At 62.2% G+C, this 25303-nt stretch carries 34 protein-coding genes; 1 reads left to right on the forward strand and 33 read right to left on the reverse strand.

The window, feature by feature from the left end; all coding sequences use genetic code 11:
• Positions 1-33: 33 nt before the first annotated feature.
• The 24 genes from AC0QUY_RS30290 to AC0QUY_RS30405 all read right to left on the reverse strand — a co-directional run bounded on the left by AC0QUY_RS30290 (position 34) and on the right by AC0QUY_RS30405 (position 17568).
• On the reverse strand, positions 34-474 hold the full coding sequence (locus AC0QUY_RS30290) for a phage tail assembly protein (protein WP_475389890.1): 441 nt from the start codon (positions 472-474) through the stop codon (positions 34-36).
• The gene (locus tag AC0QUY_RS30295; RefSeq protein ID WP_128941060.1) at positions 471-836 is read right to left on the reverse strand and encodes a phage tail tube protein; all 366 of its coding nucleotides are present in this window, start codon (positions 834-836) and stop codon (positions 471-473) included. The genes AC0QUY_RS30290 and AC0QUY_RS30295 overlap by 4 nt, the downstream gene beginning before the upstream one ends.
• A gap of 27 nt (positions 837-863) precedes the next feature.
• Positions 864-2357, reverse strand: a complete 1494-nt coding sequence (locus AC0QUY_RS30300) for a phage tail sheath C-terminal domain-containing protein (RefSeq protein WP_475389891.1) — start codon at positions 2355-2357, stop codon at positions 864-866.
• 106 nt (positions 2358-2463) lie between these two features.
• On the reverse strand, positions 2464-2778 hold the full coding sequence (locus AC0QUY_RS30305; RefSeq protein WP_475389893.1) for a hypothetical protein: 315 nt from the start codon (positions 2776-2778) through the stop codon (positions 2464-2466).
• Positions 2775-3422, reverse strand: a complete 648-nt coding sequence (locus tag AC0QUY_RS30310; protein WP_475389895.1) for a hypothetical protein — start codon at positions 3420-3422, stop codon at positions 2775-2777. Before AC0QUY_RS30310 ends, AC0QUY_RS30305 begins: the two co-directional genes overlap by 4 nt.
• 1 nt (position 3423) lies before the next feature.
• A complete protein-coding gene (locus tag AC0QUY_RS30315; RefSeq protein ID WP_475389896.1) occupies positions 3424-3780 on the reverse strand; it encodes a head-tail joining protein in 357 nt (118 codons plus the stop codon).
• Positions 3771-4142 (reverse strand): hypothetical protein, encoded by a 372-nt coding sequence (locus AC0QUY_RS30320; RefSeq protein ID WP_475389898.1) that lies wholly within the window; start codon positions 4140-4142, stop codon positions 3771-3773. The genes AC0QUY_RS30315 and AC0QUY_RS30320 overlap by 10 nt, the downstream gene beginning before the upstream one ends.
• On the reverse strand, positions 4135-4776 hold the full coding sequence (locus tag AC0QUY_RS30325; protein ID WP_475389899.1) for a hypothetical protein: 642 nt from the start codon (positions 4774-4776) through the stop codon (positions 4135-4137). Before AC0QUY_RS30325 ends, AC0QUY_RS30320 begins: the two co-directional genes overlap by 8 nt.
• Positions 4776-6044, reverse strand: coding sequence for a collagen-like domain-containing protein (locus tag AC0QUY_RS30330; protein ID WP_475389900.1), 1269 nt, complete (start codon positions 6042-6044; stop codon positions 4776-4778). Before AC0QUY_RS30330 ends, AC0QUY_RS30325 begins: the two co-directional genes overlap by 1 nt.
• Entirely contained in the window at positions 6019-7470 is a 1452-nt protein-coding gene (locus AC0QUY_RS30335) for a phage portal protein (RefSeq protein ID WP_475389902.1), read from the reverse strand. The genes AC0QUY_RS30330 and AC0QUY_RS30335 overlap by 26 nt, the downstream gene beginning before the upstream one ends.
• Positions 7471-7776 carry a hypothetical protein gene (locus AC0QUY_RS30340; RefSeq protein ID WP_475389903.1) on the reverse strand — a complete coding sequence of 102 codons (306 nt, stop codon included), beginning with the start codon at positions 7774-7776 and terminating at the stop codon, positions 7471-7473.
• Between the two features lie 29 nt (positions 7777-7805).
• Complete coding sequence (locus AC0QUY_RS30345) at positions 7806-10022, reverse strand: phage major capsid protein (RefSeq protein WP_475389904.1); 2217 nt, start codon at positions 10020-10022, stop codon at positions 7806-7808.
• A gap of 160 nt (positions 10023-10182) precedes the next feature.
• Positions 10183-10539 (reverse strand): hypothetical protein, encoded by a 357-nt coding sequence (locus AC0QUY_RS30350; RefSeq protein WP_475389905.1) that lies wholly within the window; start codon positions 10537-10539, stop codon positions 10183-10185.
• A gap of 15 nt (positions 10540-10554) precedes the next feature.
• Positions 10555-10863: an HNH endonuclease signature motif containing protein gene (locus tag AC0QUY_RS30355; RefSeq protein WP_475389907.1), complete on the reverse strand. Its 309-nt coding sequence runs from the start codon at positions 10861-10863 to the stop codon at positions 10555-10557.
• Positions 10864-10947: 84 nt separating this feature from the next.
• Entirely contained in the window at positions 10948-12531 is a 1584-nt protein-coding gene (locus AC0QUY_RS30360) for a terminase large subunit (protein WP_475389908.1), read from the reverse strand.
• Positions 12509-13003, reverse strand: coding sequence for a phage terminase small subunit P27 family (locus AC0QUY_RS30365; RefSeq protein ID WP_475389909.1), 495 nt, complete (start codon positions 13001-13003; stop codon positions 12509-12511). Before AC0QUY_RS30365 ends, AC0QUY_RS30360 begins: the two co-directional genes overlap by 23 nt.
• Entirely contained in the window at positions 13000-13749 is a 750-nt protein-coding gene (locus AC0QUY_RS30370; RefSeq protein WP_475389910.1) for a Mom family adenine methylcarbamoylation protein, read from the reverse strand. The genes AC0QUY_RS30365 and AC0QUY_RS30370 overlap by 4 nt, the downstream gene beginning before the upstream one ends.
• On the reverse strand, positions 13746-14441 hold the full coding sequence (locus AC0QUY_RS30375) for a ParB/Srx family N-terminal domain-containing protein (protein ID WP_475389912.1): 696 nt from the start codon (positions 14439-14441) through the stop codon (positions 13746-13748). Before AC0QUY_RS30375 ends, AC0QUY_RS30370 begins: the two co-directional genes overlap by 4 nt.
• A gap of 498 nt (positions 14442-14939) precedes the next feature.
• Positions 14940-15098 (reverse strand): hypothetical protein, encoded by a 159-nt coding sequence (locus AC0QUY_RS30380; protein ID WP_475389913.1) that lies wholly within the window; start codon positions 15096-15098, stop codon positions 14940-14942.
• Between the two features lie 72 nt (positions 15099-15170).
• The gene (locus AC0QUY_RS30385; RefSeq protein WP_475389914.1) at positions 15171-15389 is read right to left on the reverse strand and encodes a hypothetical protein; all 219 of its coding nucleotides are present in this window, start codon (positions 15387-15389) and stop codon (positions 15171-15173) included.
• Between the two features lie 12 nt (positions 15390-15401).
• The gene (locus AC0QUY_RS30390) at positions 15402-16361 is read right to left on the reverse strand and encodes an N-acetylmuramoyl-L-alanine amidase (protein WP_475389916.1); all 960 of its coding nucleotides are present in this window, start codon (positions 16359-16361) and stop codon (positions 15402-15404) included.
• A complete protein-coding gene (locus AC0QUY_RS30395; protein WP_475389982.1) occupies positions 16358-16603 on the reverse strand; it encodes a response regulator transcription factor in 246 nt (81 codons plus the stop codon). The genes AC0QUY_RS30390 and AC0QUY_RS30395 overlap by 4 nt, the downstream gene beginning before the upstream one ends.
• An 11-nt stretch (positions 16604-16614) precedes the next feature.
• Positions 16615-16839, reverse strand: coding sequence for a hypothetical protein (locus AC0QUY_RS30400; protein ID WP_475389917.1), 225 nt, complete (start codon positions 16837-16839; stop codon positions 16615-16617).
• Positions 16840-16959: 120 nt separating this feature from the next.
• Positions 16960-17568 (reverse strand): hypothetical protein, encoded by a 609-nt coding sequence (locus AC0QUY_RS30405; RefSeq protein WP_475389919.1) that lies wholly within the window; start codon positions 17566-17568, stop codon positions 16960-16962.
• 253 nt (positions 17569-17821) lie between these two features.
• Between AC0QUY_RS30405 and AC0QUY_RS30410 the strand changes: the two genes are divergently transcribed.
• Positions 17822-18742, forward strand: a complete 921-nt coding sequence (locus AC0QUY_RS30410) for an AraC family transcriptional regulator (protein WP_475389920.1) — start codon at positions 17822-17824, stop codon at positions 18740-18742.
• 141 nt (positions 18743-18883) lie between these two features.
• Here AC0QUY_RS30410 and AC0QUY_RS30415 read toward each other — a convergent pair whose 3' ends face one another.
• The 9 genes from AC0QUY_RS30415 to AC0QUY_RS30455 form a co-directional block, all read right to left on the reverse strand.
• Complete coding sequence (locus tag AC0QUY_RS30415) at positions 18884-19525, reverse strand: class I SAM-dependent methyltransferase (protein WP_475389921.1); 642 nt, start codon at positions 19523-19525, stop codon at positions 18884-18886.
• Entirely contained in the window at positions 19522-19917 is a 396-nt protein-coding gene (locus AC0QUY_RS30420; RefSeq protein WP_475389922.1) for a MerR family transcriptional regulator, read from the reverse strand. Before AC0QUY_RS30420 ends, AC0QUY_RS30415 begins: the two co-directional genes overlap by 4 nt.
• Positions 19914-20789, reverse strand: a complete 876-nt coding sequence (locus AC0QUY_RS30425; RefSeq protein ID WP_475389923.1) for a cation efflux transmembrane domain-containing protein — start codon at positions 20787-20789, stop codon at positions 19914-19916. The genes AC0QUY_RS30420 and AC0QUY_RS30425 overlap by 4 nt, the downstream gene beginning before the upstream one ends.
• A gap of 282 nt (positions 20790-21071) precedes the next feature.
• Positions 21072-21455 (reverse strand): hypothetical protein, encoded by a 384-nt coding sequence (locus AC0QUY_RS30430; protein ID WP_475389924.1) that lies wholly within the window; start codon positions 21453-21455, stop codon positions 21072-21074.
• Between the two features lie 229 nt (positions 21456-21684).
• Positions 21685-22926 carry an AAA family ATPase gene (locus tag AC0QUY_RS30435; RefSeq protein ID WP_475389925.1) on the reverse strand — a complete coding sequence of 414 codons (1242 nt, stop codon included), beginning with the start codon at positions 22924-22926 and terminating at the stop codon, positions 21685-21687.
• The gene (locus AC0QUY_RS30440) at positions 22913-23818 is read right to left on the reverse strand and encodes a DUF7146 domain-containing protein (RefSeq protein ID WP_475389927.1); all 906 of its coding nucleotides are present in this window, start codon (positions 23816-23818) and stop codon (positions 22913-22915) included. Before AC0QUY_RS30440 ends, AC0QUY_RS30435 begins: the two co-directional genes overlap by 14 nt.
• On the reverse strand, positions 23815-24873 hold the full coding sequence (locus AC0QUY_RS30445) for a DNA cytosine methyltransferase (RefSeq protein WP_475389928.1): 1059 nt from the start codon (positions 24871-24873) through the stop codon (positions 23815-23817). Before AC0QUY_RS30445 ends, AC0QUY_RS30440 begins: the two co-directional genes overlap by 4 nt.
• On the reverse strand, positions 24792-24980 hold the full coding sequence (locus tag AC0QUY_RS30450) for a hypothetical protein (protein WP_475389930.1): 189 nt from the start codon (positions 24978-24980) through the stop codon (positions 24792-24794). Before AC0QUY_RS30450 ends, AC0QUY_RS30445 begins: the two co-directional genes overlap by 82 nt.
• Entirely contained in the window at positions 24977-25291 is a 315-nt protein-coding gene (locus AC0QUY_RS30455; protein WP_475389931.1) for a TSCPD domain-containing protein, read from the reverse strand. The genes AC0QUY_RS30450 and AC0QUY_RS30455 overlap by 4 nt, the downstream gene beginning before the upstream one ends.
• Positions 25292-25303: the final 12 nt, after the last annotated feature.

A 25303-nucleotide genomic window follows, 5' to 3' on the forward strand; every position in this document is an offset into this window, starting at 1 on the left:
GGTAGCAGTCGAGGATGATCTCTTCCTCGCTGCCTACCAGGCCGCTGGATCGGGAAGAAAAAAACGCCGCAACCGATAGGCGCAGCTGTTCCAGTCACGCGGGTCCATCTCTTCGATGAACGGCGGCAGGATGTTGGCAAGCGCACCGATCATGTACGTCATCTTGCGCTCGTCGATGACCACGTCATCGTCTTTGTTGACGCGGATCGGATTGCCGTAGCGGTTGATGTCACCAGCTCGTGGCTCGCGCAGCGAGACTTCCCTGATCTCCTCACCACGATTGTTGCGGATCGGCTTGTAGAGCAACTTGACGATGATCGGCCATTCGTCCTGCGCCAGTGGCGGCACCTCTTCTGGCGACGGCTCGATCTCGGGCGGCGGCATCGCGCGTTTGCCGCTTGGCGAAATGACTTCGGCTTCTGGCTTCGCCGCAGAATCGTCAACGAAGCCTTCGCGTTTCGGGTTGACGTTCACAGCGAGACCTCCTCACAGGTCACGCCTTCCCAGCGCACGCGGACCTGACCGTCGCGGGTATTGTTCTCGAAGCCGCCCTTGCAGGTCGCACTGGTCAACACGTACTGCATCCGGTTGGCGAGCTGCGCCACCACGGTGACATCGGTCTCGTTCAGCAGGTCCTCCAGATAGAAGCCGGGAAGCGTAGACAGGTCGCCCTCGATGTAGGGCACGCGCGGCAGCTCCTGATAACCATGCACGCCATCCTGCCCAGCGATCATGGTTCGCTCGACCGGCGACGGGCTGACGGTGAAGTTGCCGCGCAGCGCCAGCTGGTTGCCATCCACGGTCAGGAAGGCGATGCCCGCAATTCTCTGTGCCATTGATCAGTCCTCCTTGATGCTCGTGGATCACGCACCCGATGCCGCGTTGTAAGGCGGCGAGGTCGGGCCGATGATTTGGGTGTCGATGCCCCGGTCGTATTGCAGCCGGAACTGCGCCAGCACCGCGAAGATGCGCAGCTGGTTGATCAGATCAGGCGGATAGAGGACATTGAGACGGTTGGGGTCGTTGGGATCGCGCTCGACCAGCAGATGGCGCTTGAAGTTGGAAAGGTCCTCGACGAGGCCGACGTACATATCCTGTTGATACTGCGCGATCAGCTCGGCCTTCGCGATTCCAGGCGTGACGATCGCCTGACCGGGGCCAAACTTGGTGCCATCATTCGCCAGCTTGTGGCGCGGATACTTCGAGGTGATGGCGTGCTTCTGATTCCGCAGCAACTTCGCCAGCGTGGCCAGTGTGGTCACCAGCTCATAGGCATCATCCGGCTGGCCGTAGAGGTTGACCTGATAGGTGGTCTGCTCGCGGGCGATCATCGGCTGGTTGTCCGCGCCGACCTTCTGGATCGCGAGGCCGGTGGATGCGAGCGAGTTCAGCTCGACGAAGTCGAAGCGCTGATGCACGCCAGCGCCCTTGATCTGGTTGAGCGTCAAGGCCTGCAGCGGTCGCGCAGGATCGTTGATCAGGGCGCGCTGCGCCTTGGCTGTATACGCTGCAGCCCATTCAAAGGTCGGCGACGGGCTGGCCTTCTCCACCGCCATCACCGATTCGACCGGGCTGTTCAGCGCATCGCCGAAGGTGATCAGTTCGGCATAGGTGCCGCGCTTGGCCGAGAACACATGGCCAAACAGCTGGCGCTGCCAGCCCCAGCGGCCCTGATCCGTGAAGCCGTATTCCTGATCCCAGTCGAACAGCGAATTGCTGTCGGTGTACGGCATCGCAACGTACTCATAAGGCTCTTCACCGAGGTTCAGAACTGCGGTGTCGAAATCCGGTGCGCCTGTGCCGCCAGTCAGGAAGCCAGTCGCAGGCATTGTGATGCCCAGACCGGGCGGGGTCTGTTCGCCGCCGCGGCTGCCATAGTAGTTCAGCGAGACAGTGATCTCGTTGGCGTTGATGCTCTTGAACACCGAGGTCAAGGTCACAACGCCAGCTGTGTTGGCTGCAGTGACCGGCAGCGTCACGTCATCATTGATGGCGGCGACGATGGCCGCTGCGATGGTGGTAACCGTGTCGGTCGTGCTCACGTTGACCGGGATATGCTCACCGGCGATGTACAAATGCAGCGTGCCTGCTGTCGTTGGCGGGGCTGTGGCCGTGATGATGCCAGTTGCAGCAGTTGCAGATGTAGGTTCTTTTAGCGGCAGGCCCCAGACCTCGTTTGCGAAGTTGTTGGCGAAGTATGCCTTGAACATTCGCGATAGCTCGGAGCCCTGGCCGAAGGCTTCATCGGCCTGCGCTTGGCTTCCAATAGGACGCGGGATGTCAAACGGCGCATCACCATCGGCAATCATGACGCCGACCAGCAGCGCCCGCAGGTTGATGGTCGGCAGGCCCGCCATCGACGGATCGACTTCGACCCAGTATAGCGGCACCTTGATGTTGGCGGGGATGTTCGCAAAGCTGATCGGCATCGAGGCCTCCTGTCAAAATGAAAACGCCGCCCGGTTAGGCGGCGTCGTTGGGTTCCTGCTGATCGCCCTTGTCGGGCTTGCTGCGCTCTTTCTCTCGGCCCTCGGGCTCGGGCGGGGCCTCGCGCGTCACCGAGCCGTCCGCGAGCCTGCGCTTGGTGAAACGATCATCCGGCCACTCGGCGCTCCCTTCGGCGGGGAAGCCGCCGCCCTTCGGATGCCGCAGCAGCCGGCGTCCGTCATCATTGGCGGGCACCACGCGCACACCAGCTGGCGCGGTCGCATGCATTGCTTCCATTCGCTGCTTCGAGCGCAGCCCGCGCAGCCCCGCCTTGCTGAACTTTGCATTCATCGTCGTGGCTCCCTCTTTCTAGGTGAGATGTCGAACAGGTACTTGCTGCGAATTGGCTCGCGCTGATCGTAGGGCTCGTCACCGACCACGGTGGTGACATCGATCTCTTCCAGTTCGTCGGTGATGATCGGCGGCCAGTCGGTGCGATGCTTAATCGTTACTTCGTATTGCATCTCGGCGACCGGCGTTTCGTTGTTCAGCGCGGTGGCTCCGAAGACATGGCGGCGCACGCCGCGCTCGATGCTTTCGATCCGCGTGTTGTCTGGATTTTCGGTCCCAGTGTGCGGGTTGTATGTGTCGATCAAATTCATGATGTACTGATCGGGCCACAGCCGATTCATGATCCGCCAGTAACCCGCGTCGATCTGCTGCTCGGCGACCACCTGATCGTTGTTCGCAACCATCACCGAGAAACCGATGCGCAGCGCATGGATGAAGCGAACCTGTCCCGCATTGGCGTCGCCATCCGGCAGCATCGTCTCATCGATGATGTAGACGCCCAGGTACGGCAGCAGCTGATGCTGGACGCTCAGCATTTTGTTCTTGCGCTTGCTGTAATTGGCGAAAAATGGATCTGAACTCACGGCATCGAAGAACACATCGCGGATCACCAGCGAGAATGACTGCGTGTCGGTGATGCCCATGTCACATGATCGTTTCGTATTTTCGGATGGTCAGCATGGTCTGCCCGCCGCCATCGCTGGAGGCATCGACGATCTGGTATTCGCCGCGCGGCACGTTGTTGCAGTCCCTCGGAATCAGCAGCCGATCATTCTGCTCGGGCAGCACTGCGAACTCGCTCTCGCGGATGTCGAGGATGGTGCGCTGATCGGAATAGATTTGCCCATCGAGACCCGCGACATCGAGACTGTAGGTGTTCAGGATGCCGCGCCCCTGATAGTCAGGCTGTCCCGGCTGCGATTTGATCGGCTTGAACGTCACCGGCACCGCCCAGAAGTCGAAGATCGGCCCCTGCAGCAGCACATCGAGGTTCACGGCCATTTCATTGCCTCGGCTGTCAGCCTCTTCATGCGGTCCCAGAGCTGCGCCAGCAGCTCGGCACGCAGGATCGGGCGATTGCTTCGCACCACAGGGCCAGCGGTAGCCGGCCGATGCTGCTTCGGTCGTTGAAACCGTCGCCGCCTGGCGGATGGCGTGCGTGATGTCGGCCAGATGTAGGTCGTTGCATTGGTCTCGTTGTTGACGACCTCGACCGTCATGTTGGGATACTTGCGTTTCATGTCATCGCGCTGCCACGCCTCCAGCTCGGCGGGCATTGCCTTCTGCAGCGCGGTGATCTGATCCTCTAGCTTGTCGAACTTCGCCAGCAGCGGCTCGATGCCGTCGATCCTGACCTCAAACATAGAAGCGCATGTATTTGTAGAGCAGCGCGTTGACGGTGTCGGCGGCCTTCGACAATGCGCCGCCGCCACCACTGGATTGGCCGCCGCCTTCCATGAACTGCACGCGGCTTTCGCGATGGGTGATCGACTTGATGCCGCTGACGGCGGTCGTCGTCATTTCGGATCGCGCACCCTGAATCAGCAGGCCGGTCGCGGCTTTCAGCGCATCGGGCGCATCATCCGGCAAGACATAGCCGCCCGTATAGATCACGGTGATCGGCTCTGACCACGCGCCTTCGATGCGCAGCTTGCCCGATCCGTTTTCGATCTCGTAGGCAGCTGCATTGATGATGCTGCCGCGCGGCGACTCCACGCCTTCAATGTCATCATCGGCGACCGGGTAGTGCGTCAGGAACAGGCGCGGGCTGTCGAACGGCATCAGATCGCCGCGCCATGTTTCCTGCACCTTCTCCTTGGCGAAGACGCGGTTGCACATAGTGGCGACCACGTCGCTATACTGGTCGATCCACAACTTGATCTGATCATCTTCGGAAGTGTCGCCAGTCGAGTTGCCGAGGATCGTCTTGGCTTCCTCCAGCGTCAGCAGCGCGTAGCTGTCGGCAGGCTCCAGCACCTTGACCCAGATGTCAGCCATCAGCCTGCCTCGCCGTGGAATTGCTCGAACAGCGGGCGCAGCTGCAGCGGCGGGGCCTCACTGCTGTCCGACATGATCGGCGTGGCGGTATAGGCCTCGCGATCGATCCTCCAGCCGAGGATGCCGGGTGCAGGCAGGCCGCGCTCGCCGCGCGCTCCTGCTTCGCCTCGCTCGCCGCGCTCGCCCTTCGGCCCCTGCTTACCGGGGCGGCCAGCGGATGCGATCAGCTGCCAGCCATCGCCTGGACACGGCCCCGGATCATCGGTGCGCGCAATGAAGCTGGAGCCGCCCAGCGCGACGATGTTCAGGAACGAATAGCTCTCGCCCTCGCGATAGGTGCCGATGATCTTGGGCATCGCGGCATCGCGGCCCTTGGCGGCGAGGCAGGCCCAGTCTTCATGCGGCGGCGCGCGGGCGGTATCGCATCGCGCCTGATAGGTGCCGCCCATATGGAGGACGATGTCGCCCTCGTAATGGACGGCACCTTCAGTAAACGGGTGCGCAGCTGTCAGCCGCCCCGACGCGCCCGTTTCCCCGCGCTGGCCGGTCTCGCCCTTTTCACCGCGCTCGCCTTGCTCGCCGCGCGCACCTGGTTCGCCTTGTTGGCCTGCTTCACCTCTTTCGCCTTTTTCACCTTGCTCGCCATGTTCGCCTCGTTCTCCCGCTTCGCCTTTTTCGCCCCGCTCGCCGCGTTCTCCGCGTTCGCCGCGCTCGCCCTGTAGCCCTTGCTCGCCGCGCTCTCCCGGCTCACCGCGCTCGGCGCGTTCACCAGAAAGGCCTTGCTCGCCGCGTTCTCCGCGCTCGCCTTGTTCTCCGGGTTCACCCTTCTCGCCCTGCAGGCCGGGATCGCCCCGATCGCCTTTCTCACCGGGCAAACCTTGCTCGCCGCGTTCTCCGCGCTCGCCTTGCTCTCCGGGTTCGCCCTTCTCGCCCTGCGGGCCGGGATCGCCCCGATCGCCTTTCTCACCGGGCAAGCCTTGATCGCCGCGTGCGCCGACAGGGCCTTCCGGGCCTGCAGGTCCGGGCTCGCCATCCTCGCCGCTGGTGATCTGGGCCAGAGCCACGCGGACGATCTCGCCCATGGTGGCGTTGATCTGCTCCAGCGAGCTGCTGCGCAACTGCACCACTTCGGCCTTCAGCGTGGCGATGATCGCCTCTGCCTGCGCCTCGATCAGGGCGCGCTCGCGCTGCCACTGCTTGCGCTCGGTATCGAGCACCTCGGCCAGCGCCTCGCGCCACGCCTCAAGAAGTAATTCTTCGGCGGCCAATCCGGTCGGCGCAGGCAATGAGGTTGCGGACTTCCCGTTGGATTGCATCGCGGTCGCCCTTTTCTGGACGCGGTGGCGGTGGCGGTTCTTCCTCGTCGTCATCAGCTTCGGCGGTGCCTTCAGCTGGCGGCGCAGCTGGCGCAGGCGGCGCTGCGGGGATCGCTGCCGCCGCGCTCAGCGGCACGACCTGTTGCTGGACGCGCGGCTCATCGCCGTATTCGACGGCGTCGAGACCTTCGCTTTGACGGGCCTCATTGGGCGCGTAGATGCCGCCCTGAACGCCGCGCGCCAGTGCTTCGATGCGGTCCTTCAGTGCCGAGCGCAGCAGTGCTGCCGTATCGAACTCGACATATTCGTCAGGCTGGCCCTTCAGATTGAACAGCAGGCCGATCGCTTCTTCGATGTGGTTCAGCGCGAAGCCGAGTCCTGATGCGATCCAGCTCTGCATCAGCAGCTCGGTCGATGAGAGGTTGTTGCCGCCCAGGCCCAGCACCTGCAGCGGGATGCGGAAGGCGAGCGCGATGTGCTCGTTGGTCAGCTTCAGGATGTCAGCGGTGGCGGCATCCTTGCCGCCCGTAGCCCATGGCTGCACCTTCAGGCCAGCGGTGAGGATCGGCGTGCCGCCCTGATGCAGGCCCTTGGCCTGATCATTCCAGCGGTCGCGCAGGGCCTGCACCTGATCCTTGTCGAGCACCAGATCGGTGGACAGCACCGCCGATGGCCGCGCCTCGTTCAGATAGAAGCGCACTTGCTGCTGCGCGATGGCCCCACCGACGCCGATGTCCTCATAGGCGGCGACGATCGGCGACTCGCCGACCAGCGGCACAGGCGAGCGGTTGCGTACCGAATGCAGCCTGATATGCAGCACATCGCGCTGCGGAACGATCAGCTTCGCGCCGCCGAGCCGCTTGTCGATGATATCATTGCCTGCGAGCTGGTAGAAAATGTCGCCCGTCTGCGCCAGCCGTGGGTACGACTGCGTCGGGTCCATCAAATGCAGCTCATCGATCTCGAAGCGATCATTGCGCAGCGCCAGCGCATAGGTGTTGCCCTCCAGATAGAGCGAGCGCGTGGCGTTCAGCAGGAAGTCGCTGATCGACTGGTAACTGTTGGGATGTCGAAGCATGCGGGCGAGCGCGGATGTCTTGACCCGGTCTCGCCCGCCTTTGTCGTTCAGCCGCCAGTGATCGCCTGGGCACATCGCAACGGTCTGCGCGTAGGCCGAGACGCACGCCTCGACCATCGCCGACCGCGACGAGAAGCCGACAGGATCGAAGCCGCGCTGCCACCAGTTCAGGCTTTCGCCGACACCGGCAGGCAGCCAGCCTCCGGTGATCGGCAGCAGCCACGGGCCGGGGTGATATTCGCCTTCACCCCGTCGCACCAACTGGTTGGCAATGCGCGCCAGCAGGCTGCGCGTGCTCATTCATTCAGACGCAGGGCTGCGCGTTGAATATGAGCCCTTGCTCGACTGCCCCGCTTCGACCTGTCGCGTGCGCGTTGCGCCGCCTTCCGGCGGTGGCGGCTCGGGCGGTGCAGGCGGCTGTTTCGGCGATCCATCCGGCTCCGGTGTCACCGGCACGCCCAATGCAGCAAGGTCGTTTTCCTCCTGCGTCGGTGTCGGCTTCACGCCAGCCATCGCTTCGCGCTGCGATGCCTGCTGCTTCTCGCGCCGCGCCCGCTCTTCGCTCAAGCGCTTGCGGGCGGCCTCATCCTGCTTGTTGTCTGTCATGGTGCTTTCTCCTTTGCCTTTCCCGCCCGTTACCAAGTGACGCCAGCAACGAAGGCGACGACACCAGTGCGGCGAAGCGTCCAGTTGATCGGCAGGATCAGCCGCAGCGCGATGCTGTCGGTCTGCCAGAGCGACTTGACCGGGTTGGCTGGCGTGCCGGGGTCTGCGCCGCCGACGATGTCAGCCGGTGTGGTGTCTTCCATGTGCAGCGTGGCCTGATCGCTCAGCTCGAAGCGCGGCGCATCACCACCCACCGAGACGAAGTCTGCAGCATCAAGCGCGATCACCGTGCCGAGAGGCACCGTTCCCGAGTCGATGATCGGCCACGTATTGAGCTGGCCTCGGCCAACTTCATCGCGGAACGGGAAAGCGCTCATGCCGGGCATCGCCGTCAGCGAGATGCTGTTGACCTGCTGCGGGTTCATCAGCCAGACCGGATTGCGCACGTTGCCCTTGGTAGCGGTGAGCAACGCACCCGAAATCTGCTTGATGTCGCCGACGAGGGCATTGAAGCCGCCGCCTGCGGTGGGCGTCAGGCCGGTAACGCCATTGAGGATGCCAGCAGGGCGAACAACCGTCGCGCCATTGGCATCGAGCAGCACCGTATCGAGAGAGATAGCGGTGTCCTCCTGGATCGCGTTGCGCAGCAGACCCTCGATGGCGGGCACGCTGTGCTCGTTGATCTCCCGCGTCCATGTGGTGATGACCGCCATCTTTTTCGGGGTCAGCGCCTGCGAAGTGAACAGGCCCTGACGAACCGGGATCGGTAGACCTTCACCGACGAACGAGCCCGCAATAGTCGGTGTGGTTGCGCGCGTCGGAATGACGATCTTGCCGTTGGTGCCGAACGACAGGCTGAGGCCAGCATTCGAGAGCCGGGGATAGACCGACTTCGGCATCAGCGTATCCATGAAGCCAGCGTTGATCTGCTGGACCAGCTCAGCCGCCCAGCCGGTGACCGAGGTCATCGCTGGCGCGGTCGCCGCCTTGGCCATCCATTCAAACACGCCACGGATGACCGGCTCGTCGTCGGGATAGGTCTCGCGCATCACCAGATCGATCGGCTTCTTGGTGACGTGCGCGAGCATCTGAACGACGCCCATCTTCACGAGCACCTCGCGGGGCTCGATCCTCTTCTTCGAGAACGGCCGCAGCGGCTCGGCATGCGGCCTGAGCTGCGCGCCGCCGCGCAGCACGATCGCGCCGCCGCCGTTGTCGTCCGATGTTGCGCCGAGATGCTTCTCGGAATCGCGCAGCGCAGTAAGCGTGCGCTCCTCCCGCTCGATCTGTTCGTTAAAGTCAGCGGCGATCTTCAGTTGCTCGTCGGTGACGTTGGTCTCGTCGGCCTTTTCCCAGTGGGCGGCGAGCTGATCGCGCAGCGCATTGATGCGCTGTTCGGCAGCAGTGATCCTTTGAGCAAACGACATTGTCGTGCCCTTTCTCACAAGCGATGATTTTTCGGCTTGCCCGCCGGTGATCCCGCGCCGCTCGATGCCGTCCCTTGCGCCTTTCCCGGCGAAGACGAGGTCGATGGTTTCGGGAGAAATTTTCAGAGACTTGGCTACCGCCAGCGCATTCGGATTCGCTGGCACCGACACAAGGCTGGTCTCGACCAACTCGGCCTTAGTGAAGAAAACGCCGTATTCGCTTTCCTTGCGCGGCTTGCTCTCGATCGGCCTGAAGCCGACGCTGACTGCGCGCAGGATGTCGGCATCGATCAGCTTCCTGATCTCATCGATGCGATCTGATGTGCCTTCAGGTGCCAGCTCCAGATGGCCGCGCAGCTGCTTGTCTACGACGCGCAGGTTTCTCCATTTGCCGATCGGGAAGTCGCTCCGATGGCCGAACAGCGCGATGGGGTTCTTTTTGAAATTCGACAGGTCCCAGCCATCGGACATGATGACATCGTCCATGCGATCGGGCGTCTCATCTGACAGCACGAACTCAAGGCCGTTGACCTTCGCAGCGTGAGTCTTGTGCCTGATGCCTGCAGCACTGCGATCCTCCCAGAACAGTTGACACTCATCTTCGTCGTAACCTTCGTCCTGGCAGCGCTCCATGAAGTCGCTGTGGCTTTCGTCGTCATCAGGCTCCATCGCCTTCGTGCTCTTGTCGCGGTCGCGCCAGATCGCGAGACATGCCGCAACCGCCTGATCCTTCGGCCGGTCGCCATCACCCATCATCTCGGGCACGCAGCGCGCCATGAAGTCGCTCTGGCTCTCGCCCTTGTGCGGTTTGATCGGCATGACTCATCCCTCCCGCAGGCTGCAGGTTGGTTTCGTTGATGCTTTCGATGATCAGGGCTCTAGACGGCGCTCGATGTCGGCCAAGCGCGTCCCTTCAGTCCAGCTCTGCCCGTCGCAGGCATAAAAGCCCGATGCTCGGCGCGCTGATATTGCGGTCCACCTACGGAGCCGCCTCTGGCGTTTCGATTGCGATGGCGAACTTGCATTCGACCTTTTGATCGACTGGATGCTCGCGCGTGCCTGATCTGAATTTGATAAACTTGATGGAGCGCACCCACGCCCGATCATAGATGACGATGCCGGTGTTCGGCTTGGCGACTACCGTGACCTCGTCGCCGCTGCTGCTGTATAGATCATTGTAGAAGTTGCCATCGCTGGAGACCTGAAACGTCATGTTCGCTGGCGTGTATTCCTGCGGGATGGTGATACGGACGATTTCGCCAGCTGAGCAATCCATTCCATCAGAGAGGGACTGGCCAGCTGCGATGGTCGGCCCGTCGAGGATAGCAATCGGCATGGTGCGATCTCCTTTTCAACGATGCCTGTTGGCCGGGTGCTTCGGATCAGTTGGCCAGCCATCGTCATCGACCATGATGTCGTGGCCGCGCGCTTCGATCAGCTGCTTGCGCGAGTTGTGGCAGGAAGCGCAAAGGCTCTGCAGCTCGCCGAGGCAGAACAGATTCCAGTCGCCCTTGTGTGGCTCGACATGATCAACATGCGAGGCACGGGTGACGACGCCGCCCTCGGCGCAGAATCGACAGAGCGGATGCATTTGCAGCTGCAGCTTGCGGCGGCGCTGCCAGAAGGCGGTGCCGTAGAAGTGCTGCCATGCCTCACGCATAATAGGCGACGATCAGGAGCATGATCAGGCAGACCGCCACCGCGATGGCGACCAGCAATGGAATGTCGCCACGTTCGCGCGGTGTCATCCGATCAGCGCCTCGATGTCGATGGGTTTGATTCTGCGATCCCGCGCCCGCAGCCCCAGCAACATGGCTGCAGCCACTGCGCCGTCGATCCGAAAGCGCGCCTTATCCTTGTCCAGCTTCCTGTTGCCCGCAGGGTCCATCGTCGCCACCGCGTTCGCCATGTTCCAGTTCAGGATCGGATTGTTGGGATGGATCAGCTTGCGCTCGATCACCGCCAGCTCCAGCGCGTCGATCGCTGGCCCCATATCCTTGAAGCCTTGGCCCCATGGCACCAGCCGCAGCCCATCGCCGCCTTTCTCGCCGTCCTCGTGCGCCTGCAGGCCGACGCGATCGAACTCGCGCAGCAGATCGTTGATGCGCCAGCGGTCATAGGCCAGCCCCTTGACCCTGTAGCGCTGCGTCATCTCGGCGATGAAGAGCGCCACCGCCTCGGGGTTGATGGTCTTGCCGGGGCTGATTTTCAGATGGCCAGCTTCGGCCCACTCGCGGTAGCGATGCGATCCCGAGCCAAAGTCGCGGCTGGCATGCTCGGTCAGATGCTCGCGCGGCTTCCAGAAATGCGGCTCGATGCGGCACGGATCGGCGGCGGTGCCGACCAGCAGCGCGGTCAGATCGACGGTGCTGGAAAGATCGAGCGCCAGATAGACTTCCTCGCCTTGCGCCAGCTCGACCTTGCCTGCGCAGGCCATCCATTCGGCGCGGCTGATCAGCGAAGCATGCGGCGAGACCCGCTGATTCAGGAACAGATTGCGGACCTTCGGCTCCTCGGCGGACATCCTGATCGCCTTGCGGATCGCAGTCGCGAGGTCCTCGTAGTCCCTGAATTTTCCAAGCGCAGGATTCGCCTTGCGCCATTGCGTCTCGTCCGCCAGCTCGCAGCCCTCATCGGCAGCGTAGAGATGGCAGACGATGGCGGGATCGATTCCGCTGAGCCCGTCGTCGATCAGCTTCGACATGATGTGTTCGGGATCGTTGCTCTGCGTTGAGATGACGATGAACAGCGGCTCATCCCGCGCGCCGAACGAAGTATCGAGCACGTCATACAGATCGCGATTCTTCGCCTGGGCCAGCTCGTCATAGATCACCACGCTTGGCAGATAGCCGTGCTTGGTGCCAGCTTCGGCGCTGACCGCGCGATAGACCGAGCCGGTGCGCCGCGCGATCATGGTCTTGGTCGAAGGCACCAGCTCGATCATCGCCCGCAGCTCATGATCCAGCTCGACCATCTGACGCGCGAACTTGTAGACGATGGCCGCCTGATCGCGATCATTGGCGGCGGAATAGATTTCGCCGTGGACGATCGCCTCGGGGCCAACCAGATGCGCCAGCACGATCGCGGCGATTAGCGCGGTCTTGCCGTTCTTGCGCGCCATCGAGAGGATCGCGCGGCGCACAGCGCGGCGCAGGCCGAGATGCGGCTCATAGATTGCGCGGATGAACAGCTTCTGAAACGGCTCCAGCTTGAACGGCTTGCCCATGCCTTGGCCGCTGGGCACGGTCAGTTTCTCGATGAATTTTATAACCGCTGCGGCGCGGCGCTTGCCTTCAGGCGTCCGCTTAACCTGCGATGAGTCCGGCAAACTTGCTCTGCGAGTCATCGCCGTGGATGCCGGAAGTGATCCGGCTACGTGCGGCAGGGGTCAGGCCAAATTCGGCGGCGTAGCGCACGACATCGCCCGCGTGCTTGCGCACGATTGAGACCAGCGGGTTCGCGGCGGCGTCCCCGTATTTTGTCTTGATGATCTGGCCGTGCATGATCGGATCATTCGCCGCCATCTTCGCCAGCGATTCCGCCGCCATCCTCCATTGGCCGAAGGCGTGGCAATAGGCGGCGAGCGCAGGAACATCGACCTTGGTCAGCAGGCCGAGTCGATGCAGCTCGGTGGCGGTAATCCACCATTCATCGGCGGCATAGCCGGTGATGAAGGGCGGCGGCTCGGGCACGTCATCATGCTGCTCGGGCTGCGGCTCGTCGTTCAGCCGGCGCTGGCCTGGATTGCCGCGCAGCAGTTTCAGATGCGTCGGCACGGGCTTTCTTCCGGTGGTCGTCATGCTGTCCTCTTTTCTCGCTGGAGCGTGGGGATCGGTGCTGCTCCGTCGCTGTGCTGGTTGGTGCCAGCCATCGCCTGCTTCCCACGCACCCCGCGATACATGCTTGCGCCGCGCGACTCGATCGCGCTGAAGGGCAGCGGCTCGCCGATCAGGCGCGAGCGCGCAGTCGGGTTCAGAAAATAGATGTAGCGCAGCGTATGGCCCTCCAGCGTCGGGCCAGTGCCGCGCCATCTGCCGCCGGTCGCCGCGAGATGCTGCAGCCGGTTGCGCCCCGTGATCTGCGTCATTTTGTGAACGACGCTGCCGTCCTCGGCGATATGCAGGTCCTTGTTCACCTTGATCGCGGTGAGCACGAAGCCCGCCGCGCGATAGATGGTGCCGTCGCCGCATTGGCAGGCATCGGCGAAGGAGACGACCCATTCGATATGCGGATAGTTCTTCCTGATCATGCGCAGCGCGATGCCGAGCGCGCGGCTTTCCGAATTGCGCGGCAGCGCCTCGGTGAAGGCCAGCCGGTTCAGTTCGAGGAATCCGTTCCAACGGGTATCGCGGACCAGATGCACGATGTTTGACTTCTGCAGCGAAGGGCCGAATTGCATCGCGCCCTCCAGCATGCCGTGCAAGAAGACGCCCAGCGAGAGTTTCGAATTGCGAACGACCTTATGGCTGTAATGCACGCGCCGAATCAGCGCGTCCGCATCGCGCTTGGCGATCGGGCGGACCTCGATCTCCTTGGCGCTGGTCATGCGCCGCCCAGGTACGCGCGGCAGATTTCCGCCAGCGCATTGCCGTTCTGGTTCTGGTTCGGCGAGGCCTCGGTCGGCGGCCCCAGCGCCTGCGAAGCGCGCTCGATCGCCTCGGTGACGATCTCGGCCTGCGATGCGTGCAGGATGAAGGTCATTTGCTGGAAGGGCGAGCGCTCGCCATCGGCGAGCAGCGGCATGCCGCCGAGCGCTTCGACGCCGATGCCCATTTCGCGCAGCTCGGCTTCGCTGAAGCCGGTCAGGCTGTCGAGGCCGATCCTTGCGAGGTCGTTCAATTCGATCCGCAGCAGCGCCTGATCCCAGCCGCCGTTCTCGGTCAGCTTGTTGTCGGCGATCCGATAGGCGCGCTTCTGCTCTTCCGACCAGCCGCGAGCTACCATCGTCGGCGCTTCACTGAGGCCTAACTGCTCGGCACCTAGCACTCTCCCGTGGCCAGCGATGATCTCTCCCGCTTCATCGATCAGCACGGGCATGGTCCATCCGAACTCGCTGATCGAGGCTGCGATCTGTTCGATCTGGTCGTCGGAATGCAGGCGCGCGTTGCGGGCGCTCGGCACCAGCTCCCTGATCGGGCGGCGCTCTACCTGATCTGCAGGCCAGTTTTTGGCGATTTCGGACATTCCGAAATGGCTATTTTTGTCGGGAAAAACAGGCCTTTCGCTGGGCAGCTGCATTCCGGCTCCTTTGGGTAAGCCAATGAAAATGCTGCGTTTTCGGCGTTGAGAAGAAAGTTCTCTGCGGTATCAGGATGCGGCGGATAGGGCCGTTCTGAGGTGCAAGTTAGCCGGGACGGGCATCAGCTAACTGTTTTCCAGCTGAGCAGTATTTTTCGTACAACCGATTGGAACATCGACATTTTTCGGGTGAAAGAACTTTCGTCTCTCAGAGTTTTTTCGTTTCGCAGCCGCTAAAATTCGAGCGCCGCCGCGCTCCGAAATTGAACGCGAACCGTTCGCGAGACCTTCCCCCCGGCCCATAGCAATTTATTCCCCCATAATATCAATTGGTTAGCCCGGGCACGAGCGCGAACCATGCAGTTGCTTGGTCAATTTCGGACTATCCGAAGGGTCTCGTGTTCCCTTTTGGTACCGGACCGGCCCCGTTTGGCCGCCCGTTCAGCGCAAAGAGAACCAGGTTCTAGACGCTGATAATGTTGTAATATCAGGGACTTGCTACCGCTCACCACGCCAGATCGCATCAAGCACGGCCTCGTCTTGGTCCCGGTAGACCGGCAGGCTGCCGAGCTGCGCCCACATGGCGTAGTGCCGCTCGGCCCGCCACGCCCAGATCAGCCAGCGCACATGACGGATGATGGGCAAGCGCTTCAGCATCGGCCTAGCATCCTCTGCAGATCGAAGGCGGTGGTGGTGGATAAGGCGGCAGCGGCTCGACTTGGCTGTCGCCTATGGTCTTCCCAAGCGGGGCAAGCCGCCATCGATCGCACCGATGAACTGCAGCAGCAGCAGGATCACGATCAGCACGCCGATCACAACGATGACGATGTTGGCCACGCGGCGGAAAGGCTCATCCAGCGGGATCGCATTCACGAGGTAGTGCAGCAGCCAGATGATGATGCCGACAACGATCAGGTAGACCACCAGATAGATCAGCGATGTGATCATGGGCGCGCGCTCCTAGTACGGGAAGATCACCTCGACCTCGTCGTCGGTTTGAATGCCGAGGTCTTCCATCAGGCCGGGGCTGATGTCGGCAACGCGGCCGGTGTTTTGGTTCGGTCCCCAGTCGGCCGGGAAGGCTTTCATCTCAATGCCAGTGGCGGTCGCGCGGACCAGCGCCACTTCCTGCAGCATCATTGGCTTCGGCGTTTTGCTGTAGTCCCATCGGCAGGCGACGTAGTGGATGTGGGGGTTGAGCCGACGCGCCAGCCCGGTTGTCCCTTTTGGCTGGTACGGCAGAAACAATTCCGGCTTCTCATCGACCTTGTTGATGAAGGCCAACCCTTCGCTCGCCGACACGCCCTTGTCGTCCGGGCCGCCGAAATGGGAAACCTTCCCGACGACATGGAGCGCTGCATCCGGCTGCGGCGGTGACGGTGTTATCTCGCCGTCCTCAACGCCGCCGAGCACGTCCGCAATGGCATCGCAGACCGCTTCAAAATTCCCATCGTAAAGATAGGCATCTGCCTCGCTGTCCACGAAGCAAACCTCGATCAGGATCGACGGCATCGCGGTGTTGTTCAGGAAGAACAAATCCGTGCGCTTCTTCGCACCGCGATTGATGAAGCCGCCGCTGACGGCGATGGCGCTGGATACCTGGGCGGCGAGGCCGCTTTGCGTCACGTACAGCACCTCGGTGCCCATCGGCTTCGAGACCTGCTCATAAGCATTGAAATGCACCGACACGTCGAGATCGCGCTGCTTGGAATTGTGGAAGTCCACGATCCGGTTCAGGTTCTCGTTCTGGCTCTTGCTGACATCATCGTGGTACGTCGTGACATCGACGCGTCGATTGCGCAGCTCGATGGCGACCTGCTCGACCACCCTGCGGGCCTCGTCCACTTCATCAAGGATGCCGCTGGCACCGCGCACATACTTTCCGTGACCGGACGAAATGACGATGCGATTGTAGCTCATAGCCCAGCCCTTTCTGCCGCCCGAACCAGCTCCACGATGTTGCGCATACCGAGCTTGGTCATCACCCGTGAGCGATGGACCTTGACGGTCTTCACGACGACGCCGAGATCATGGGCGATCTGCTTGTTTTTTCGACCAGCCAGAACGTGGTCCATCACTTCGCGTTCACGCTTGGTCAAGGTTGCGATCCTGCGCTGCATTTCCAGCGGCGGCGGACCGCAAACCGCAGCCGGGGCAAGCATCAAGGCAGCAGTCACGGCTTGCCCTCCGATTTCGGCGCAATCACCACGCAATTGCGCGCAAGATCGCTGAGCAACGCATCTTTGCGTTCGGTCTGTTCTTTCAACGCGTGGATGAGAAAGGCCATGAAGCCGAGAAACAGGACATTGACCACGATCAGCGCGAGCGCCAGCGGTTGGTTTTTCAGGCCCTCGATAACGCCGGCTGCGACCTTGCCGCCTTCCTCAATTGCGCCCATCAGCGCAGCTCCCAAAGAAAACCGGCCTCGGGGGATCGAAGCCGGGTGGAGGTACGTTCAGTAAGGGGGGTTGCGCGCAGTGCAGTCACACTTCGAGCCGCACCTGCGCGCGTGAAGAGATCACCCCGGAACCGGAAAATCAATTCCCGGCAGCGGCGGGAACAGCGGCGTTGATCCGCTTTGGCCTTCATTGACCAGAATTTGACGAAATAAATTTTGTCGCAGACGGGCGCGAGCCTCAGCATAGGACATGCTGCGCCCGTACTGCTTCGCCTCCAGCCGCCACGCGCGATAGGCCCGGTTGAACCATGACAACTCACCTGACGCCTGCGCCTGCGCGATGCGCTGCTCGATGTATTCGACCGCCGCGCGTGCGCGGATCAGCACCACATCGTGCTCGGTCAAAGCGATCCCCATATGCGCGGCGACATTCTCGACCTTGCGCTGCGCGGCCCTGGCGGTCGCGATCAGCAGGCCATCCTCGCCTCGCGAAAGGCTGGAATCAACCTCGCGGCAGATCAGCCGCGCTTCGCTTCTATCCTTCACCCAGTAGGCGCAGGTAATCTGCAATGCCGACCATCTGCGGCGCAAGGTTAGCAGGCTGTGCAGCAGATCGCGGGAGAACGAGACGAAGGCAGGTCCTGCAGGCAGCGCGGCGACATAGACCGCAACGATGTTGCTGACTGCAATGTATTCACGCTCTGCGCCTCGTGGCAGCTGCAGCGCCATCATTGCCTCGCTTCATTTCGTAGACGCCTGAGCACCTGTGCCAGCCCGAGTCCCTATGCAGTTTGTGACAAGCGGCGCAATTTTCGTCCACAGGTTTAATCAAGGTCCAGCAAAGACTCTCCTTAATCCTCCAGCTGTATATGCCCGCGATTCGCGTTCTAGTTAGTGGGGCACGGGGACATTGCCCATCGTCATCAGGCGAACGGAATTTTCCGACTTCGAGGCACTGCGCAATGCTGTACAGGATGCCCCAATGGACGTCGTGCAGCTAGAGTACGGCAAGATGGGCGGTACACTGGCGCACCTGTCAGTTGGCTCGCTCGGCATTTCAACCGGCTCCTTTTCACGCGGCGTGCGCTTTCGCGGTGCCCTGAGCGAACAGCGGTGGCAGATTGGCATGACGCTCGATGCTCCGGCCTCGATCGAGCATGTCGAGACGATACCCGGCGACCACATCATCACCGCACCGCATCATGAATTTTATTCGCACCATGACAGCGCCAACCGGTATGCGGCGATACTCATCACGCCGAGCGAATTGTTTGCGCATCTCGACAGCCAGCAGCCCGGAGCATCTGAAGCGCCGATATGGAAGCTGCCCAGCCTGGTGTTGAACACTGATCCAGCCATCGCTGCTGCCAATGTCCAGAATTTTCGCACGCTGCTCGCAGCTCTCACTGCAGAAGGTGCGACGATGCCAGACGAGGTCGTGGAATTCTACAAGCGCAACATTCTGGAGCTGGTGACAGCACCGCTGTCCAACGGCGTCAGCTATCGTGGCCAGCCGGTGAAGGCGGCAGCGCGGCTGGTGCTTGAGGTGGACCACTTCCTCGTTGATGCAGGCACCAGGCCCATCCACATCTCCGAACTGTGCCAGCGATTCAAGGTGCATCGGCGAATGCTGCATCGCGCATTCATCAACGCGCTTGGGGTGCCACCGATTGCCTTCCTGCGCCGCAAGCGACTCGGCGACGTGCATACCGCGCTGCTGACGGCTGGGCCTGCCGCGACAGTGAAGCAGATCGCAATGGAGCACGGCTTCCTTGAACTCGGCAGGTTTGCTGCCGCCTATCGACAGATGTTCGGTGAGCTGCCCTCGACGACGCTGCGGCGGCGTTTCGGCACTTTCGCCACTTGGATCGAGTCAGTTGTGCTTGTCATTGATCGCCTCTGAGACTGTCAACGCGTGGCAGCAACGGCTTGCGTTTCGTCACGCGGCTGCCAGAGTAGCGTTCCGTCGCTGCATCGCGCGGCCTTTCCCGCTGCTTGCCAAAAGGCGCCAGAACGCCTCCATTGCTTCGGTTTCAGAATCTCATTACCTTCGCCGAGCGCGCACGATGGCGACCTGCCCTAATATCTCAGAGCAGGTTTTTACGCGGCGCACGCGCGCGAAGCCAGCCTGCCCAATCATGTTGAACCATGTGCCGTCGAGATGGGGCTTGGCGCTGTCCGGTCCGAACAGGTAACTGGTGGCGCGCAGAGCGCTTCCCTTGCGTGGCGTGGATGGGGCATCGAAATCAGCTAGGTGCAGCGTGCCGCCAGAGCGAAGCACGCGCCGCATTTCCTTGAGCAGCGCGATCTTCTCGTGGGGTTGCAATGTATGCAGAGCAAGCGCGCAGACCACTTTGTCGAACGAAGCGCCGCTGGCTTGGATGCGCCCCTCACAACAGGGTAAGTGCTCCAGATTACTGAGGGTAACGAACGCGCTTGAAGCGGTCGCCTTTGGGTGAGCTGCCACGAAATGCGCTGTCGGATAGCGCCGCGCAAGCTCCGCGCACGAACTGAATCCTTCCGCGCTGACCTCTAAAATCCGCTCTCCCGCACGCGGTGCGACAGCTCTAATCAGCTCATCGCGCCAAGGCGCGGTTTTCAAAGCGGAGCGATATCCTGCGCCCAACGTCATCTGGAACAGGCGCAAGTGCAGCCGTGAGATGAACGCTGCAAGGTGCGGCATCATTTCGCTGTGGCCAGGGCCTCAATAACGCGGCACTCAGCCACGCGGCCGTTCTTGCAGGACTTCACCATGCGGTCCAACTCATCGCGCAAGCGCGTGAGGCGTTGGATTTTGCTTTCGACCGCTGCGAGCTGGCTGGCGGCCAAGCGCGATGCGGTCTTGCATGAACGCTCTGGCTGCTCCTGCAGCTTCAACAGCTCGCGCACGGCCTTGAGTTCAAAGCCCAGCTCGCGCGCGTGACGGATGAATGCCAGGCGACGCACATCGTCGTCTCCGTAGACCCGGCGCCCGTTCTCGCCGCGCTCGGCCTTCGGCAGAACGCCGGCGCGTTCGTAATAGCGAATGGTCTCGATGTTAACGCCGGCGCGTTCGGAAAGCGTGCCAATTGGCATCATGCGGCAAAATCCTTTGCTCCTGTAGTGCGCTCGGCTGCGCTCAGATCGTTACGTGCATCCCTAATGATGGAAAGCGCCGATTGCAGAAACAGACCAGCGATAATGACTGCCACCACTAGGTCAGGCCACGCTGTTTGGGTCCACGCGACCAGCAAAGCTGCAATGACGACTGCGACATTCCCGAGAGCGTCGTTTCGGCTAAACAACCATACCGCCCGCACATTGGCATCGCCGTGACGGTGCGGCAGGAGCACCACGGCGGCTGCTACGTTTACCGCGAGGGCGATCAGGCCAAGTATTCCCATCAGTTCAGCTTCTGGCTGATGAAGGAACAGCACTCGATACGCTGTTGTGATGAGCACGCCCGTGCCCAACACACCCAAAAAAATCCCTTGCAGCATCGCGGCCTTGGCGCGAGCTGCCAGCCCCCAGCCGACGGCAATCAGCCCTAACATGGAAATCATTCCATCGCCCAGGAAGTCGAGCGCATCGGCCTTCAGGGCTTGCGAACCTGCGATAAACCCGCCGACGATTTCGATTACGCCATATCCGGCGTTGAGCAGGACCACAATCCAGAGAGCGCGCTTGTAGGCGGGGGTAACATGGGAGAGGCTTGGAACCTTGTCGTCGTCATCGTTCGCATCAAGGCGCGCGAGCTTGTAGCCAAGCCCCGTCACCGTGCGCTCAATCTCATGCAGCGCCGCGGCGTTCTCATCAACACGCAGCGTCATCTCCTGGGAGGCAATCGACACGCGCACGTCCTGTACCCCGGGCACCTTGCGCGCTGCACCCTCGATTTTCGAGGCGCAGGAGGAGCAATCCATGCCGGTCACCCGGTAGCGTACTGGGGCATCCAGTTCGGTTGTCGACATCATCTTTCCCTTCGTTGAGCCAAAAGAAACTTAACTCCTGTAGCGACTACAGGAGCAAGCGGAAAGGCCAGCGCAGCCCGGCCATGTGGCTTTTTCTGCGCTCCTTATCGAATCCACGCTCCGAGGGTGTTACTTCATGCTTTCAACTTACATTATGGGTCCCGTCACACGGGAGCGGTTTCGCATCTCGTGTTGATCTAGCAAGCGTCGCCACCGACGATGCGCAGATTGCATCCTCCGCGGTCAAATGAACGACCGCGCCGATGCTGAAGCCGCCCATGCCTAAAACACCGGCACCCGACAGGCGCGCAGCCCTCGCGCGATGATGCTGCAGCCCTGATCGTGCCGCTCGCGCCATGTCTCGCCATAGCCGCCGCGCTTGGCCGCGATCCATCCGGCATCGCGATCGAGCGAGTGCGCCAGCGCCACCGCGTTGACCGCGCGCAGCAGATGCGCCAGCGGCGCGAGATACTGGGCTGGCCAGCAGATCGCGGCTTCCATGCGCTGCACATCGCGGCTGGAGGGCAGCAGCCGGATGCGGTTCTGCAGCTGCTGCGTACGCTCCAGCTCGCCTTGCTCGTGCTGAGCCAACAAGTCCTCCCACTCGTAGCAGTAGGCTGGCCATGCGGCGTGGCCGGAACCGCCACCCATCGGCAGCATCGCCAAGGTCCGCATTGCTTCGCACAATCGGCGACCGACATGCGGCCCGTTCCACGTCGATGGGACATCGTCCAGCAGCTGGTCGCTCCACTCCGCTCCAGTTGCCTCACCGACAGTGGAACCTGCTCCACTCCAGTTCCTGTTCCTGTAAGGAACTGGAAGTGGAGCAGTGACTGTCGGCGCTCCACTTCGCTCCAGTTTGCTCCACTCACTATTATAGCGACTGGAGCAGGGTTCATTCTGCATCGCACACCTCCACAAATTGACGCGGTCGGCGTTGCTCATCATCGTGCTCGACCACCACCAAGGAACCCGCCGACAGCCAGACCTGCAGCAGCCCGTTGACCTTCGCCTTGTCGGCTCTGTTCTCGACATTGAGCCCGAGCGCCTGGGCGACTGCCTTGCCGACCCAGTCGCTGGCGCGCACATCCTTGCGCCATGATCCCGCGCGGATCACCAACGCGACCTTCTCGAAGTCGCTGCCGGTTACGCCCAGCATCGGATCGGGCCAGTCCCAATGCGTCACCACGCCGACGCTGTCACCACCAGCGGGGCCGTTCTCCAGCCAGATGCTGGCCAGCCTGAACCAGTCCGAGACCGTGACGGGCGGCGCGAGATTCGCCTTGTCGTTGAACGCGCGGAAGAACAGCCGGTGGTTCTCGACGCCCGCCTTCGCGCCTTCCTCCTCGGTCATCTGGTTCAGCGCCCGCGCAACACGCGCCGCATCGGTGAGCGCCTTCGCCCCACGGCTGCTATCGGTTGTCACTTCAGTGCCCGCTGGCGCTTTACGGGTATGATGCACGAGATGGACGGCGCAGTTCGCCAGCTCGGCAACCCGGCTCCATTCCTTGGCGATCATGTCGATCGCGCTGTTATCGTTTTCGGACACTTCATGGCAGCTGACGAACGGATCGACTTCCAGCACATCGATGGCGTGCTCCTTCACCTGCTGCACGATGTTGTCGATGACGGGCCGTAGAATGATGGTGCCGCCGCGAATTTCCTTGGCGATCACCAGCGCATGATCGCGGCCCGAATTGACGAACAGCCGCTCGCTGATGTCGTCCGCCGTCAGATGAAAATGCTTCGCCGCCGACTGAATCTTGCGCGTGGTCTCCTCCTGCGGGTCTTCGAGATTCCACAGCCAGACCCGGAGCCTGCGCACCGGCTGCACGCCGAGCAGATCGCGCCCTGAGACCATCGCCAAGGCCTCGGCGGCGATCAGGGATGACTTGCCGACGCCGCCTGGCGCAATGGTAACGGTCAGGAATCGCCGCACCAGCAGCCGCCCATACAGCCAATCGCGCAGCGGGATGTTCTGCGGATCGGTCCAGATGTACGGCGCGGCGACGATGACGACGCGCTGCTGCGGCTCACCTTCCTCGGCCTTGCCGCGCCGGCGGCGCGCATCATCGAACGGAACGATGATGTCCGCTGGCGAGAGCGGCTTATGATCCTCATCTTCAAAGTCGGGCACAGCGGGCACTCCAGACATCGGCCTCGTCCCAGCCTTCCTGCTTCGGTGTTTCGACTTCGACCTGCTTGTCGGCCTTCAGCCAGCGCTCCATGCAAATGCCTGCGGCCTTGTGACCGGGCCTGCACCAGACGCCGCCAATAAACTTCAGCCGATCATGATCAGCCCAGATCACCAGCCGATCGATATCGGGCAGCACCGGGAACGTCTGGATCAGCGATGTCGAGCCCAGCGCCCATGTCGGCGCGCGATCCATCGCAATGCAGGCCAGCGCGGTCTCCAGCCCTTCGGCAATATGCAATGTCCTGCCGATCTTCGGCTGCAGCTGCATCGCCGCGCCGTTGCAGGTGCCGAGCATCATCCCTTTGCCGGTCTTCTTGGCGTGACGGTCCAGAAAAATTCGCTGGATGGCCGTCACCGCATGCGATCGGATCGAGCGCATCGCGATCACGACCGCAGCTTGCTCGCCTTTCTCGCGCGGGCAACGCGGGTGAAAGCGGATGTCGTCAATTTCCATCGCGACCGACCAGAGATCGCGGCTCTCGAAATATTTTTGCGCCAGCGTGCCCTTGATCGGCTGCGCATCATCGAAGACGCAGCGCGCCAGCGTGCGCAGCATGTGCTCGCGCCGATCGCTGCTAAACGTTTCATGTGAAACGCATTTTTCGGCTCGCGGCTGGTCAGATCGGCTCGCGCCAGACCATAATCCGCGCGAGCGCAGCACGCCGATGATGTCCTCAGGCTCGCAGCCAGCCATGCATCTGACCTGCACGCTCTCGCGGCCATCGAAGATGATCATCGAAGGCGAGCGATCCTCGTGCGCCACGCAGCAGCACTTCCATTGCCTGCCGGATCGGACAGCGCCGAGCGCCTGGGCGAGCTGTTCAGCATTCATGGCCCAGCTCCGATGCATTGCATGGCGGCGCGGATGAAGGCAGCGGCAGGTCGGGGATCGATGGCGTTTCCGAGGGCGCGCAGCTTATCCACTCGGGCGGGTATCCCATCAGCCACGAGACGAAGTCCGGGTTTAATGCGCCGCACTTTTCCGTCGATTCTACAGATTGAGAGATCGAACTCGCGGCTATCGCTGGCGGCGCCATCCCCGTCGATGACCGCGAGGCCTTCGCGAAATCCGGTCCCGCCTCCGAGGCCCGCGCTGTCGGCCACAGCACCACTTCCGAATTGAAAACCTGCCTCGGTAGCTGATCGAGCCGCTTGCGATTCTTCTCGCGCTTGATCGACATCCCCGGCGAGTCCTTCCAGTCCCGGCTTGATGCCGTTGACCAGAACGCCGCGCCCGCCAGCGTCGTCCCACGCTTCGGATGTAATGCCGCCGCGCCGAAGCCACGCACCTGCGGATTCTCCGCGCTCGATGTCGCGGTGGGCCACAAACCAATATCGATCACGAAGCTGCTCCGCACCCGCGCATGCGGCCTCGATAGGCAGCGACCCCACGGTGTAACCCAGCGCTTCCAGATCACCTCGCACAAGTCGGAGCCAGCGAGCAGCGGTCGCAAGCTGTTCGCCAAAGACCGTTGCAGGTCGTCGCTCGCCGATGAGCCGAGCCCAAGTCGGCCAAAGGTGCCGTGGGTCTGCGTATCCAGCCTGCTTGCCCATGAGCGAGAACGGCTGACAGGGGCAGCTTCCTGTCCAAACAGGTCGAGGGTCAGGCCATCCCGCTCGTCGCAAAGCGAGAGACCATCCGCCGATGCCTGCGAAGAAATGGCATTGGTCGAATCCGGCAAGATCGGCAGATCGAACATCGACAATTGAACGGGTATCGACTTCGCCATCGGCGATGAGTCGCTCTGCAATGAGGTTGCGCAGCCATCCAGCGGCATAGGCATCAATCTCGTTGTACCAGGCGGTCAAAGCGGCAGCACTTCCTGCGCCGCCAGCTTGCGGTAGTCCTCGGCAATGGCCTCCATCAGCTCCAGCTCGCGGTCGCATTGCCGCTTCGACATCTTGCCGCGCTCGACCAGCCGGCCGTAGACGCGCTGCCGATATCGCAGCTCGCGCTCGGCGCATTGCAGCTTGTCGTCGGCGGTGATCGTCATGGCGGCCCCTCGCTCAGGCGATCGACCACTGCGCCGATGATCGAGGACGGATCGCCAGCGCCATCGCGCGTGATCGCGCTTCGGATGCTCTCCAGCGAAACGCCAAACTGCAGCGCGAGGCTCAGCAGCACCGCGCCATCGCGCGCTATCGCTTCGACCAGCTCGCCGCTCTTGCCGCCGTTGATGAAGACTTCGCCCAGCGTGCCGTCCTCGTAGTAGCCGAGCGTGACGGTATGGCTGCGGGAGAGACCGCCGAAGGCAATTTCAAATGTTTCGGCGCGGCGGCGCTGCGGCAGTGTGCGGCGCTGCATGTCGGGCCTCCC

Source organism: Bradyrhizobium sp. WYCCWR15520 (genome assembly GCF_056174665.1).